The sequence below is a fragment of the Pseudomonas sp. genome, assembly GCF_026224925.1.
Taxonomy (GTDB): Bacteria; Pseudomonadota; Gammaproteobacteria; order Pseudomonadales; family Pseudomonadaceae; genus Aquipseudomonas.
The window spans coordinates 1-14,323 of sequence record NZ_JAMFRV010000196.1; the positions used below are offsets into that span (position 1 = coordinate 1).

General features: G+C 58.0%; 12 protein-coding genes. 9 read left to right on the plus strand and 3 right to left on the minus strand.

Features of this window, described 5'->3' with window-relative positions; translation table 11 throughout:
• On the minus strand, positions 1 to 1,169 hold a 1,169-nt coding region (locus M0974_RS08345; RefSeq protein WP_297835214.1), incomplete at its 3' end, for an FMN-binding glutamate synthase family protein.
• A 110-nt stretch (positions 1,170 to 1,279) separates the two neighbouring features.
• Positions 1,280 to 2,098, minus strand: coding sequence for a LuxR C-terminal-related transcriptional regulator (locus M0974_RS08350; protein WP_297835217.1), 819 nt, complete (start codon positions 2,096 to 2,098; stop codon positions 1,280 to 1,282).
• Positions 2,099 to 2,233: 135 nt separating this feature from the next.
• Between M0974_RS08350 and M0974_RS08355 the strand changes: the two genes are divergently transcribed.
• Both M0974_RS08355 and M0974_RS08360 read left to right on the plus strand, forming a co-directional pair.
• A complete protein-coding gene (locus M0974_RS08355; protein WP_297835220.1) occupies positions 2,234 to 3,049 on the plus strand; it encodes a carbon-nitrogen hydrolase family protein in 816 nt (271 codons plus the stop codon).
• Between the two features lie 153 nt (positions 3,050 to 3,202).
• On the plus strand, positions 3,203 to 4,528 hold the full coding sequence (locus tag M0974_RS08360) for an APC family permease (RefSeq protein ID WP_297835223.1): 1,326 nt from the start codon (positions 3,203 to 3,205) through the stop codon (positions 4,526 to 4,528).
• A 271-nt stretch (positions 4,529 to 4,799) separates the two neighbouring features.
• On the opposite strand, the gene metR is transcribed toward M0974_RS08360, so the two are convergent.
• A complete protein-coding gene (gene metR / locus M0974_RS08365; RefSeq protein ID WP_297835225.1) occupies positions 4,800 to 5,717 on the minus strand; it encodes a transcriptional regulator MetR in 918 nt (305 codons plus the stop codon).
• 104 nt (positions 5,718 to 5,821) lie between these two features.
• Here metR and metE point away from each other — a divergent pair, with 104 nt between their 5' ends.
• The 7 genes from metE to M0974_RS08400 all read left to right on the plus strand — a co-directional run.
• Positions 5,822 to 8,137: a 5-methyltetrahydropteroyltriglutamate--homocysteine S-methyltransferase gene (gene metE / locus M0974_RS08370; protein WP_297835228.1), complete on the plus strand. Its 2,316-nt coding sequence runs from the start codon at positions 5,822 to 5,824 to the stop codon at positions 8,135 to 8,137.
• A gap of 268 nt (positions 8,138 to 8,405) precedes the next feature.
• Entirely contained in the window at positions 8,406 to 9,398 is a 993-nt protein-coding gene (locus M0974_RS08375; protein WP_297835231.1) for an alpha/beta hydrolase, read from the plus strand.
• 71 nt (positions 9,399 to 9,469) lie between these two features.
• A complete protein-coding gene (locus M0974_RS08380) occupies positions 9,470 to 10,126 on the plus strand; it encodes a DsbA family oxidoreductase (RefSeq protein WP_297835233.1) in 657 nt (218 codons plus the stop codon).
• 251 nt (positions 10,127 to 10,377) lie between these two features.
• Positions 10,378 to 11,091, plus strand: a complete 714-nt coding sequence (locus tag M0974_RS08385; RefSeq protein WP_297835236.1) for a GntR family transcriptional regulator — start codon at positions 10,378 to 10,380, stop codon at positions 11,089 to 11,091.
• Entirely contained in the window at positions 11,088 to 12,092 is a 1,005-nt protein-coding gene (locus tag M0974_RS08390; RefSeq protein WP_297835238.1) for an ADP-ribosylglycohydrolase family protein, read from the plus strand. Before M0974_RS08385 ends, M0974_RS08390 begins: the two co-directional genes overlap by 4 nt.
• A 150-nt stretch (positions 12,093 to 12,242) precedes the next feature.
• Positions 12,243 to 13,712: a cytosine permease gene (locus M0974_RS08395; RefSeq protein WP_297835241.1), complete on the plus strand. Its 1,470-nt coding sequence runs from the start codon at positions 12,243 to 12,245 to the stop codon at positions 13,710 to 13,712.
• Positions 13,702 to 14,323 (plus strand): PfkB family carbohydrate kinase (locus tag M0974_RS08400; protein ID WP_297835244.1); only part of this gene is annotated, 622 nt, incomplete at its 3' end. The genes M0974_RS08395 and M0974_RS08400, both read left to right, overlap by 11 nt.

The window sequence follows — 14,323 nt, forward strand, 5'->3', positions numbered from 1 at the left end:
ATCTTGCCGCTGGCGCCGAGTTTGATTTTGTCGCGTATACCCAAGCCGACCAAAGTGTTGTGCACGAACAGCAAGCCTTCGCGCAAGGGCACGCCGATGTGGTCGGTGAATTCGACCGGCGCCGCGCCGGTGCCGCCTTCGGTGCCATCAACCACGATGAAATCCGGGTAAATACCGGTTTCCAACATGGCTTTCGCAATGCCCATGAATTCCCATGGGTGGCCGAGACAGAACTTAAAGCCCACCGGTTTACCGCCCGACAATTCACGCAATTGTGCGATGAACTGCATCAACTCCAAAGGCGTGGAAAACGCGCTGTGGCGAGAGGGTGAGATGCAGTCTTCACCCATCATGATGCCGCGTGTTTCGGCGATTTCCTTGGTGACTTTGCCCTTGGGCAAAATGCCGCCGTGGCCGGGTTTAGCGCCTTGGCTCATCTTGATTTCAATCATCCGCACTTGCGGGTCCATCGCCTGCACTTTAAAACGCTCGGGATCGAAACGGCCGTCTGAAGTCCGGCAGCCGAAATAGCCACTGCCCAATTCCCACGTCAGATCGCCACCATTCTCACGGTGATACGGGCTGATGCTGCCTTCGCCCGTGTCGTGGGAAAAGTTACCGAGCTTAGCGCCTTGGTTCAGCGCGCGAATCGCGTTGGCGCTCAGCGAGCCGAAACTCATTGCCGAGATGTTGAACACCGACGCCGAATACGGCTGGGTGCATTGAGGGCCGCCAACGATCACTCGGAACGTAGTGGGATCGCTCAGTGGCGCCGGGCGCATGGAGTGGCTGATGAATTCGAAGCCGGTCTGGTAGACGTCGATCAATGTGCCAAACGGTTTTTCCGCCGATTCATTCTTGGCCCGGGAATACACCAACGAGCGCTGGGCACGGGAGAAGGGCAGGGCGTCGCTGTCGGACTCCAGCAGGTACTGGCGAATCTCCGGGCGAATATGCTCAACCAGATAGCGAATATTGCCTAGAACCGGGTAGTTGCGGCGCACCGCATGCGGGGTCTGAATCAAGTCGCCGATACCGATCAGGCTGAGCACACCGGCTACTAACGTGAAGGGCCAAAGCCATTCGTGGTGCCAGAACGGGATGCTGATCAGGGTGAATAACACGCAAAGGACAAAAAAGGCGTAACGGCTGAGTAAGGACAGGCTCATACGGAATCCTGGGGGGGCTAATGACGGTGAGTTTGAAAGCTGGCGCTGTTTCGCGCCTATCAATCGGTGGTCGCATACCCGCATTGCTGCGGACTGCAACCGTCCTTTGGTCAGGCACTTTGCGCCTGCAGAAAAATCGAAAACAGCTCGGATTGCGATTTGATGCCCAGCTTGCTGTACATGTGTTTCCTGTGCACCCGCACCGTTTCGACGGAGATCTCCAGTTTGCGGGCGATTTCCTTACTGGAACAACCGCTGAGCATCAGTCGGCCGACATCCAGCTCACGGGCAGTCAATTGTGCACCGCGGCTCTGTAGTACTGAGGTTTCCAGTTGGCTGCGCCAGTCATTGCCGCCTTGTGACGGTTGAGTCTGGACTTCGCTCTGTACCTCCAACGGCTCAAGCAGTTCGAACGGCATGCGCTGGCGAAGCAACGCCGCCACCCATGGCTGAATCAACGACAGCAGCGCAATTTGCTCAGTACTGAAGCGTTGGGTCGAACCCAGTGACAGGCACAGCGTACGGTCTGTATCGAGTTGGCAGTTGAACTGAATCTCGTCCGCCACCACGTTCAGACGAAAGTAGCGCTGATAATACTCGGTCAGCTCGAAGTGTTCCGGGGCGACTTCGGCCAGGCGGAACAGGCCGGTTTGCGAGTGTTCACGGCTGGCGATGTAGAACGGGTCCAGCAGGTACAGGCCCTTGAGGTAATCCTGGAACAATTGGTCGGGGGTGCCGTCTTCGGCGTGGGACTCGGCAAACACCAATGGCCGCTGGCGTGAGCTGAATTGCAAGGCGACCCAGCTATCGAAGCTCACGTACTGATCCAGCAGGCGCACCAATTGCGCCCAAAAATTCGGCTTGTCTAACGCTTCGATCAACTGCGCGACCGAGCGATGCCAGGCAATGTCCTGCAGTGCGATAGTCATACTCCTACCCCTATTGGGTTACCTCAGCTGCGTAATTCCCCGCACCCGTTGCTGGTGCGCATACTGCCCGCACAGCCGGCGACCATCCAGCACTTATTGAGCCGGGTCGGCTTCGACAACGAATAAGGAAAACCCATGAAGGTCGAACTTGCCCAACTGGCAGGCCAGGATAACGGCACCGCGTACAACCTGCAGCGCGCTTTGGCAGCGATTGTTGCGTGCGCCCGCGACACCCAGTTGATCGTATTTCCGGAAACCCACTTGATGGGTTTTCCGTCAGCAGAGACCGTGGCGGACGTGGCTGAACCGTTGGATGGCCCAACCGTGCAAGCGGTGCTGAGTGCGGCCAAGGCGCGTGATATTGCCGTGGTCATCGGCGTGGCCGAGAACGATAACGGCCAGTATTACAACACCACGCTGTTGATCACCCCGAACGGTATCGCCCTGCGCTATCGCAAAACTCACCTGTGGGCGTCGGACCGGGGTGTGTTCAGCCCGGGCGACCGTTTTGCCACCTGTGAGTGGAACGGTTTACGCGTAGGCCTGTTGATTTGCTACGACATTGAATTCCCGGAAACCGCCCGCGCCCTGGCGCAATTGGGTGCGGACTTGATCATCGTCACCAACGGCAACATGGACCCGTACGGCCCGACGCATCGTACCGCGATCATGGCCCGCGCCCAGGAAAACCAAGCGTTCGCGCTGATGGTTAACCGGGTTGGCGAAGGCGATGGCGGCTTGTTGTTCGCCGGCGGCAGCGCCTTGGTTGATCCGTTTGGCACGTTGCTGCACGAGGCCGGTCGCGAGGAATGCCAGTTCAGCGTTGAGCTGGACCTGACGCAACTGGCTGCCGCGCGCAGTGACTATCGCTACTTGAACGACTTGCGCCTGCGTTTACCGGGCGAAGTGATTGAGCACGCCGACGGTCGGCGTGAGTTGTTGATTCCTTAGCGCTTTAGTCCATAGCTCTTGTTCCATAAAGAATAACTAAACCGGCGAGGCTTTAGACGCTCGCCACGTACACCGATCGCCATAAGAAAAAATGCTTTTTGTTCTGCCGAACTTTTCTCTGCCATAAAACTAATAATCCCGGAGTAATCGCTCATGGCTCGTTTGCAACGCACCCTTTCACTAGGGTCGGTGGTGCTGTTTGGCATCGCTTATATGACACCGATTATCGTGCTCGGCACGTTCGGCATCCTCGCGCAATCCACCAACGGCATGGTGCCGGCCGCTTACTTGGCCGCACTGGTGGCGATGTTCTTTACCGCAATGAGTTACGGGCGTATGGCCGCAGCGTTCCCGGTGGCGGGGTCGGCATATAGCTACGTGCGCAAAGCCATCAGCCCGAAACTCGGGTTCATCGCCGGTTGGGCGGTGCTGCTTGATTACCTGTTCTTGCCCATGGCCATCTGGCTGATCGGCGCAGCGTATTTGGGGTCGGCGTTTCCATCGATCCCGCAGCCGGTCTGGGTCTTGGCGTTTATCGTCATCACCACCTTGATCAACATCGTCGGCCTGAAGCTGGCCAATACCGTCAACTCTGTGCTGATGCTGGTGCAGTTTCTGGTGCTGATCGCCTTTGTTGCGCTGGCGATTCACTACATCGGCGGTGACGCGAGCAAGCCTTTATGGACCCTGTCGCCGTTCTTCAGTGGCGATATGCAGATGCCGTTGATTATGAGCGGTGCCGCCATTGCCTGCTATTCGTTCCTCGGCTTTGATGCGGTCAGCACCTTGACCGAAGAAACCAAGGACCCGGTGCGCACCATTCCGCGGGCGATCATGTTGATCACCTTGATCGGTGGGGTGATCTTCGTCGGCGTGTCGTACTTCGTGCAGCTGGCGCATCCATCCGCTGTGTTTGAAAACGCTGATTCGGCGGCCTATGAAATTGCCAAGAACATCGGCGGCGACTTGTTCGTCTCGATCTTTCTGATTGGTTTGATCGTCGGTCAATTCGCCTCGGGACTGGCGGCACAAGCCAGCGGATCGCGCCTGCTGTATGCCATGGGCCGCGATGGCGTGTTGTCGAACTCGTTCTTCGGTCGTCTGAGCGAACGCTTCGGCACACCGGTCAATAGCATCCTGCTGTGCGGCGTCGTGGCCTTGCTGGCCCTGAAACTGGACGTCACCACCTCGACCTCGTTCATCAACTTCGGCGCGTTCCTGGCGTTCAGCCTGGTCAATCTGTCGGTGATCTTCCACTACTGGATCGGCGGTAAACAGCGCGGCTTGCGTGAGGTGGTGCTGTTCCTGGTGTTCCCGCTAATAGGCTTGGTCGCGGACCTGTGGCTGATGATCAGCCTCGACAAACTAGCGATCATCCTTGGCGTGAGCTGGTTGGCGGTGGGTCTTGTTTATCTGGCATGGTTGACCGGCGGCTTCCGTCGTCAACCGCCGGAAATGGACTTCCAAGAAAGCGCCTGACACGCAGTTTGGCCATAGATAGGAGATCGGGGTAGGAGCGAACTTGTTCGCGCAGGGGACGGCGCGGTATGTCTGATAAACCGCGTCGTCTGCTTCCCGAACAAGTTCGGTCCCACAGGGTTCTCTGCATAGTGCGGGAGTTGGGGTATTTCCCCGATTCTGTAGGAGCGAACTTGTTCGCGAAGGCCACGCCTAGGTCTGTCTGATGTACTGCGTTGCCTGCTTCCCGAACAAGTTCAGTCCACAGGGTCAATGAACCCCTTAGATCCTGTTACCTAACCGCACTCACGCCATTCAACGTCGAAAATGACGTGTCTTTCGCCGTCAGCAGAAAGTCCCGCATGTACGGCGCGTCGAGCATGTCGGCGCGAATGCCGGCGTACAGCGTTGCAAACAAGCCTTTCTCCCCCAGCCGCTTGGCCTTCACGTAACCCCGCGAGCTGTATTCGTGCAGCGCCCAATGGGGCATGCCGCACACGCCTCGGCCGCTGGCGACCAACTGCATCATCATTACCGTCAGCTCGGAAGTGCGCACTTGCGCCGGCTCGACGTCTGCCGGTTCGAGGAAGCGCGTAAAGATATCCAGACGGTCGCGCTCTACCGGATAGGTAATCAACGTTTCCTTGAGCAAATCTTCCGGGACTACGTACGGTTTATTGGCCAGCGGGTGTTGGTTAGCCACCGCGAGCATCGCTTCGTAGGTGAACAATGGCACGTACGTGATGCCCACCAGCTCCAGCGGGTCAGAGGTCACGACTAAGTCCAGATCGCCACGGGCCAACGCGGGCAGGGGGGCGAAGGCAAAGCCTGAGGCCAAGTCCAGTTCCACTTCGGGCCAGGCATCACGGAATTGATCGATGGTCGGCATCAACCACTGAAAGCAGCTGTGGCATTCGATGGCCATGTGCAGACGCCCGGCTGTACCACCCGCCAGTCGCGCGATGTCACGCTCGGCACTGCGCAATTGCGGCAGCATCAAATCGGCTAATTGCAAAAGGCGCAGCCCAGCGCTGGTGAAGCGCACGGGTTTGGTTTTGCGCGCGAACAGCGGCAGGCCTACGCGCTCTTCCAGCTCCTTGAACTGATGAGACAGGGCGGATTGCGTCAGGTGCAGGCGCTCGGCGGCTTCCACCAAGCTATCGGCCTCGCGCAAGGCCACCAGGGTTTTCAGATGTCGAATTTCCAGCACGGAAGGCTCCATGAATTAATTTTGTGATCAACGCGAATGTAATGAGTTTGTCTCATGTTGCTCTGGCTGTCGACAATAGCGCCATCTTTTATGGAGGACTTGTTATGGCCTTGGCACACACCCTTGGATTTCCGCGCATTGGCGCTGACCGTGAACTGAAAAAAGCATTAGAGGCTTACTGGAAGGGCGACCTCGACGCTGAGGGGCTGCGTCAAACCGGCCGCGAACTGCGTGCGGCGCATTGGCAATTACAGAAAGATGCCGGTATTGATTTACTGCCCGTGGGCGATTTTGCCTGGTACGACCAAGTGCTGACGCATTCACTGACGTTCGGAGTGGTCCCGCAACGCTTCGCCGCCACCACCGATGACAAGGGTTTGCCGACCCTCGACACGCTGTTCGCCATGGCCAGGGGCGCGACGGACAGTTGCTGCGGCAACCACCATCATGGCGAAGCGCAATACGCTCAGGAACTGACCAAGTGGTTCGATACTAACTACCACTATCTGGTGCCGGAATTTACCGAAGATCAGCGCTTTCGCTTGAGCTGGGAGCAGTTGTTCGAAGAGATCGACGAAGCCAAAGCCCTCGGTCACACCGTTAAACCTGTCTTGATTGGTCCACTGACCTACCTGTGGCTGGGTAAAGCCAAGGGCAACAGTTTCGACAAACTTGATCTGCTGGAGCGCTTGCTGCCGGTGTACGGCGAAATCCTCGGGCGTTTGGCTGCGCAGGGTGTGGAGTGGGTGCAGATTGACGAGCCCATTCTGACCCTGGATCTGCCCCAGGACTGGAAAAACGCCTTCGAGCGCGCTTATCACATCCTGCAGTTCTCGCCGCTGAAAAAGCTGGTGGCAACCTATTTTGGCGGACTCGAAGACAACTTGGGGCTGGCAGCATCACTGCCTGTTGATGGCTTGCACATTGATCTGGTGCGAGCGCCGGAACAGTTGTCCCGCGTGCTCAGCCGCGTGCCGCCCTACAAAGTCTTGTCGTTGGGCGTGGTCAACGGGCGCAATGTGTGGCGCTGCGATTTGGACAAGGCGTTGGAGCAGTTACAGGAAGCTCAATTACGTTTCGGCGATAACCTGTGGGTGGCCAGCTCGTGTTCGTTGCTGCACAGCCCGGTCAATCTCCAGCGCGAAGAGCAACTGGATGCCGAGCTGAAAAACTGGTTGGCGTTTGCGGTACAGAAGTGTGAAGAAATCGCTCTGCTCAGCGCTGCATTGAACCACCCACAGGACGCCACTGTGCAGGTAGCACTCGTTGAAAGTCGTGCGGTCCAGCTCAGCCGTCAACAGTCACCGCGCATTCACAAACCTGAAGTACAGGCGCGCTTGGCTGCCATCACGGCGGCTGACAGTCAGCGTCAATCGTCGTTTGTTGAGCGTATTGAGCGGCAACGGGCACGGCTGAACCTGCCGGCATTTCCGACCACCACCATCGGCTCGTTCCCACAGACCGCATCGATCCGTTTGGCACGGCAGCAGTTCAAGCGCGGTGCGCTGTCGATCAGCGATTACACCGATGTAATGCGCAGCGAAATTCGTCACGCGGTGCAGGTCCAAGAGCGCTTAGGACTCGACGTTCTGGTGCACGGCGAAGCAGAGCGCAATGACATGGTCGAGTACTTCGCCGAGCAACTGGACGGCTATGCCTTTAGCCAATTTGGTTGGGTGCAAAGTTACGGTTCGCGCTGTGTAAAGCCGGCGGTGATCTACGGCGACCTGAGCCGTCCGCACGCCATGACCGTTGAATGGACGCGCTATGCGCAAAGCCTCACCCACAAGGTCATGAAAGGCATGCTGACCGGCCCGGTGACCATGCTGATGTGGTCATTTCCGCGTGAAGATGTGTCACGCAAAGTCCAGGCTCAGCAGTTGGCATTGGCGATTCGCGATGAGGTGCTGGACCTGGAAAATGCCGGAATAAAGATTGTGCAAATCGACGAAGCCGCCTTCCGCGAAGGATTGCCGCTACGACGAGCCCAGTGGCAAGAATATCTGGAGTGGGCCGTCGAAGCTTTCCGCCTATGCGCGTCTGGCGTGCGCGATGAAACCCAGATCCACACCCATATGTGCTACAGCGAATTCAACGACGTGATCGATGCCATCGCCGCGATGGACGCCGATGTCATCACCATCGAAACCTCACGTTCGGACATGGAGCTGCTGCAAGCGTTTGAAGCTTTCGATTACCCGAACGACATTGGCCCCGGCGTCTACGACATCCACTCGCCACGCGTGCCGGACACGGCTGAGATGGTCAAGTTGATGACCAAGGCCGTGAGGCACATTCCGGCAGAGCGGCTATGGATTAATCCAGATTGCGGCCTGAAAACGCGGGGTTGGCCGGAGACAGAGGCGGCGCTGGTGAACATGGTCGCGGCGGCCCGGCAGTTGAGGCGCGAATTGGCTTGATCTGAAATACGGAGCACTTGTAGGAGCCAACTTGTTGGCGATGGGCTTTATGCAACATGCCTGGCAGACCGCCTCGCCAGGTTGGCTCCTACAGATTGAACTGCGCCCCAAATGTTGGACCGCGCCGATTCATTCGCGAAGAGGTCCGGTTGTTAATCAACCTACCACTCAGCCCTCTTCATCAAATTGTCACGTAACTGTGGCAGCGCATTTTTGAAAACCTCATCAAACTCCGCCGCTATTGGGGATTTGTGGCTTGGTGTGTGGAATGCGGGTGTTCATTTTTTGGTTCGCGCTGTTGTGCGGCCTGCCGACTTTTGCGGCGTCTCGGTGTGACGTAAACGTCCCCACTCAAATGGCTGACCTGCCACAGGTTCACTTGGCTTATCAAAGCATCGGGCGCGATTCTGATCCTGCGTTGGTGTTGGTCATGGGCCTCGGTGGACAGCTGATTCACTGGCCGGATGAGGTGGTGGTTGCGCTGTGTCAGCAAGGCTTCCGGGTGATTCGCTACGACAACCGGGATGCCGGTTTATCGACATGGGTCCAACCGCCCGCCAGTCCTAACCTGACCTTTGAAGTACTGCGCTACAAGATCGGTTTGCCGGTGTCGGCGCCTTATTCCCTGACTGACATGGCCAGCGATGCGATTGGTTTGATGGATGCACTGAACATTCGGCATTTCCATGTGCTGGGCGCGAGCATGGGCGGGATGATTGCTCAGCATATGGCCGACATGGTGCCCGATCGCGTTGAAAGCCTGACCTTGATCATGACCAGTTCAGGTGCACCAGGCCTGCCGATGCCGACCCCGGCGCTGCTGCAATTGCTGGCCCGCCGCAGCGCGCCGAATCGCGAAGTGGCTCTTGAGCAGCAAGCTGATTTGCTGGCGGCGTTGGGCAGCCCAGAAGTAGTGGATGACCGCAAAAAACTATTGCAGCAAGCGGCCGTTTCCTACGACCGGGCGTTCAACCCTGACGGGGTAAAGCGACAGATTCTGGCAATTCTCGCCGAACCCAGCCGGGTGCAATTGCTAGACCGTCTTCGTTTGCCAACCCTGGTGGTGCATGGCACGGCTGATCCGCTGTTGCCTGTGATGCACGGCATCCACGTTGCCGCGCATATCCACGGCAGCGAGTTGCGCTTGATTCCGGGCATGGCCCATCGGTTTCAGGAGGTATTCAAAGCGCCCTTGCTGGCGGCAGTTTTGCCGTACTTGAACGCTCATAAACACGATGTCTCGCATATCGCGCAGTTGTAGTTCAGACGAGTGGAGTGGTTCGAAGGTGTAAAGTGCGAGCTTTCCTACTGCCAACTGCGAGCGAGGGTTCCATGAGCACTGCCCTGAAAATCGATTTCGTTTCTGATGTTTCCTGCCCTTGGTGTGTGGTCGGCCTGCGGGCGCTAAACCAGGCGTTGGCGGACTTGGGCGACGAGGTCAAGGCCGAGATCCATTTCCAGCCGTTCGAGCTTAATCCGAAAATGCCCGCTGAAGGCCAAGATCTTAACGAACATATCTTCGAGAAATACGGTTCGACGCCTGAGCAATCGAAACAGAACCGCGAAATGATTCGTCAACGTGGCGCCGAGTTGGGCTTTACGTTTTCCCAAGGTGATCGCCGCATCTATAACACCTTTGACGCCCACCGACTGCTGCATTGGGCCGAGTTGGAAGGCAAGCAGCAAGCGCTTAAAGAAGCGTTGTTCGCTGCGTACTTCACCGATCACGCTGACCCTTCCAATCACGATGTGCTGGCTAACGTGGCTGAGCAGGTGGGTCTGGATCGTCAGCGGGCCGAATCAATTTTGGCGTCGGGTGAATACAGCGCCGAAGTCCGCGAAATCGAACAGCTGTGGGTTTCCCGAGGTGTCAGTTCCGTACCCACCATCGTCTTTAACGACCGTTATGCGGTGTCCGGCGGGCAGCCGGTAGAGGCGTTTGCCAACGCCATTCGTCAGATCATCAGCGAGTCGGTCGAGGCGCAATAACCTTGCTGCCGGGGCGCATGGGCTGATAATTTTGATCCCGTGTGGGAGCGAATTCATTCGCGAAAGCAACAGCGCGGCATGCCTGATACACCGCGTGGGGCCGCTTCCCGAATGAATTCGGTCCTACAGAATGTCGAAATCCCTGTAGGAGCCAATTCATTCGCGAACGAGCCCACGCGGTTCCATAGAAATAACGCGATCACTGAAAAACCACTTGCCTGACCCACCCGCTTTCGGTTATCAATTTGTACATGATTAGACATGTCCGATTTGATAAGAAACAACGCGTGGTCGATGAACTTGCCCGACGCATCGAAAGTGGCCAGTTGGGCGCCGGTAATCTGTTGCCGGGTGAACATCAAATGGCGGTCGAATTCGATGTCAGCCGAGGCACGCTGCGTGAAGCCCTGTCCGAACTCAAGCGGCGCAATTACATTGCGACCCAGTCTGGGGTAGGTTCTATCGTCACCTATGACGGTATCTCGCTGGATCAACGCAGCGGTTGGGCGCAGGCACTGGCCGATTCCGGCGCCGGTATCAGTACCGAGATCCTGCGTCTGGTGGCGGTTGATCGGCCGGATTTGGACGTGCGTTTCGGCACCACCCATTTCATCGCCATCGACCGTCGCCGCCGTGCAGCCGACGGCAACATGGTTTCGCTTGAGCGCGCGCTGATCCCCGCCCGTGACGGCTTGGAAAACTTGCCGACAACCGGTCTGATCGACGAGTCCCTGACCATTACCTTGGCCGCCCATGGCTATGTAGGTGATCGCGGTGATCAATGGATCGGCGCAGAACCGCTGGCCGCTTCCGACGCCTTACTGTTGTTGCGTGAGCCCGGCAGCGTGTTTCTCAAAGCCTTGCGCACCACCTACGACCGCCAGGAGCGGTTCATGGAGCACGTTGAAAGCTTGCTCGACCCGGTGCATTTCCGTCTGCACCTGGCGTTCGGGAGTCAGTCATGAACCGCGAAGATCGCGCACTGGGCGCGTTTTATGGGTTGGCCTTGGGCGACGCGTTGGGCATGCCGACGCAGTCCCTTAGCCGCGAACACATTAAAATGCGCTTTGGCGCAGTGACGAGCCTGCTTGATGCCGGCCCCGATCAACCCATCGCACCGAACATGCTCGCCGGCTCGATTACCGACGACACCGAACAAGCGGTGTTGGTCGCTGAACTGCTGATCGAAAGTGGCGGACACATCAACCCTTCGGACTTGGCCCAACGCCTGATCGATTGGGAAGCGGTGATGCAGGTTAAAGGCTCGCAAGACTTACTCGGCCCATCGACCAAACGCGCCATCGAAATGATTCTCGCCGGTCACAGTCCCGAAGAAGCGGGCCGTTTCGGCACCACCAACGGCGCAGCGATGCGGATTACACCCGTAGGCATTGCCGCCGATATCGCCAATCCGCAACGGTTCATCGAGTCAGTGGTTCAAGCCTGCCAAGTCACCCACAACACCACGCTGGGGATTTCCAGCGCGGCGGCGGTGGCGGGCGTGGTTTCTGCAGGCATTAACGGCGCCACCCTGACCGATGCCCTGGCCTCTGGCGTGATGGCCGCGCACATGGGCGAAGGTTACGGGCATTGGGTCGCGGGCGGTCGGATAGCTGCGCGTATCCAATGGGCACAGACCTTGTGTGTTGACTGCGACAACACTCAATTACCAGCACTGCTGTACGAGGTGGTCGGTACCTCGGTGGCTTCGCAAGAATCGGTGGTCGCTTCATTTACCCTCGCGTATCAGGTGGCTGCGGGCCGATTGTCGGCCATCGATGCGCTGTGCATGGCGGCGAGTCTGGGCGGCGACACCGACACCATCGCGGCGATATTGGGCGCCATGCTAGGTGCTTGCATGGGCTTGGACGCTTGGCCGGTAGATATGATCAACCAGGTAAAAACCGTCAACCAACTCGAACTGGCGTCGCTGGTCGAGGGATTGCTGGCGTTGCGCGCTACCTAAAACGCTGTGGTAGAGAACGCTGTTGTCGCGCCGGGAAACCCACTGGCGGCACGAGGCGTCAGGCTGTCTGGATAACGCTGCAAGACACGGATGTCGATTGGATTCCGTACTGCCCACAACCAAAACAATTGGCACATCAGGAGCCTTAATATGACTTCATCCAACGTCACTCAAGGCGCGGGACAGCTGGAAACTCGCGGCATCGAACCGGTGCCGGAAAACGAATGCAACGGCCATCCGCTGCAATTGTTCTGGGTCTGGTTCGCCGCCAACATTAGTATTCTCGGCTTGCCGCTGGGGGCGACGCTGGTCGCGTTCCGTGGCCTGTCGATATGGCAGGCGATCATCGTCGCCATCCTCGGTGCCGGTGGGTCGTTCGCCGTGGTCGGGATCATCTCGATTGCCGGCCGTCGCGGCCGGGCGCCAAGCCTGACCTTATCCCGCGCGATATTCGGTGTGCGCGGCAACATCGGGCCGACCATTGTGTCGCTGATGTCACGTCTGGGCTGGGAAACAGTCAACTCAACCACCGCTGCCTTTGTGTTGCTGTCGTTGTGCGCGATCCTGTTTAACACGCCCGTCGAAGCCAAAAGTGCGCCGGGACTTACACTGTTGTTCATCGGTATTTTCGTGCTGCTGACCTTGTGTGTTTCAGGCCTGGGCCATGCCACGTTGCTGGTGATTCAGAAGACGGCGACTTATGTGTTTGGCGCGCTGAACATAGTGGTGGGCGGTTTCCTGATTGCCAACATCGATTGGACAGCGGTGTTTAACGCCACGCCAGCCCCGATCAGCGCCATGATTATTGGTGTCGGCACCATGGCTGCCGGTACCGGGATCGGTTGGGCCAACGCCGGGGCGGATATGTCGCGCTATCAACACGCGGGTGTACGCGCCGGTAAGTTAGTGGCGTCAGCGGCATTCGGTGCCGGGATTCCGCTGGTGCTGTTGATCACCCTCGGCGGACTGCTGTCGGTGGGCAACGATCATTTGGCGTCTGCGACTGATCCGATCATTGCGATTCGTCAGTTGCTGCCGACTTGGATGGCGGTGCCGTATTTGCTTACCGCGTTTGGTGGCTTGCTGTTATCGAACAACTTGTCGGTGTATTCGGCGGGCCTGACCACGTTGACCCTTGGCTTAAAGATCAAGCGCGTACACGCGGTGATCGTCGACATCGTTGCGATCTTCGTCGGGTCAATCTACTTCATGCTGATCGCTGACAGTTTCTACGGCCCATTCATCACGTTTATCTCGCTGTTGGCAGTGCCGATCACCGCGTGGGTCGGGATCTTTGTGGTGGACCTGATGCACCGTCATTACTATTCGCCGAGCGACTTGATGAACGTCACGTCGAGCAGCGCCTACTGGTACAAAGGCGGCGTCGAGTGGCGTGCGCTGGGTGCCTGGGCCGTAGCCATCGTGCTCGGCTTCAGCTTTACCACCATCGCAACGACGGTAGACAACGTGTTGTTTGCTGGCCCGCTGTCCGACTCTTGGCTAGGCCACAACGGCTTGGGCTGGATCGTCACCTTCATCGTCGCAGGCGGTATTTATGCCGTGCTGGGCGGCGCACGTGATCGCCGAATGGCCCTGAATGAGATGTCCCATGTCAGCTAGATTGCTTCACACCGGCCAGGTCGTCGTCGATCTGGTCATGGCCCTGGATAACCTGCCGTGCTCCGGTGGTGACGTGTTGGCGAGTTCGGCGCGTTTCGAGGCCGGTGGCGGTTTCAATGTGATGGCCGCAGCTCGTCGTAATGGGATGCCGGTGGTGTATTTAGGGCGGCATGGCCGCGGCCAGTTCGGTGAATTGGCCCGTCAGGCGATGGCGGTAGAAGGCATCGAAATTGCCGTACCGATGACCAATGAGCAGGACACCGGTTTGTCGGTGGCGCTGATCGAACCCTCGGCTGAGCGCTCATTTATCTCTTATGTCGGCGCGGAAGGGGGGCTTTCGGTTGAGGACCTCGCCAGTGTTGAGGTGCAAGCAGGGGATTACGTGTATATCAGCGGCTACAGCTTGCTGCACGCGGGTAAGGTTCAGTGTTTGCTGAATTGGCTTCATGGGCTTGGCGATTCGGTGACTGTGGTATTCGATCCGGGTCCGTTGGTGAATTCGCCGACAGCGCCGGAGGTGGCGAGGTTGCTGCCCAGGGTTAATCTATGGACCAGCAACCGTGAAGAGGCGTTGCGTTTCACTGGGGTTGATGACACCGGCGATGCGTTGC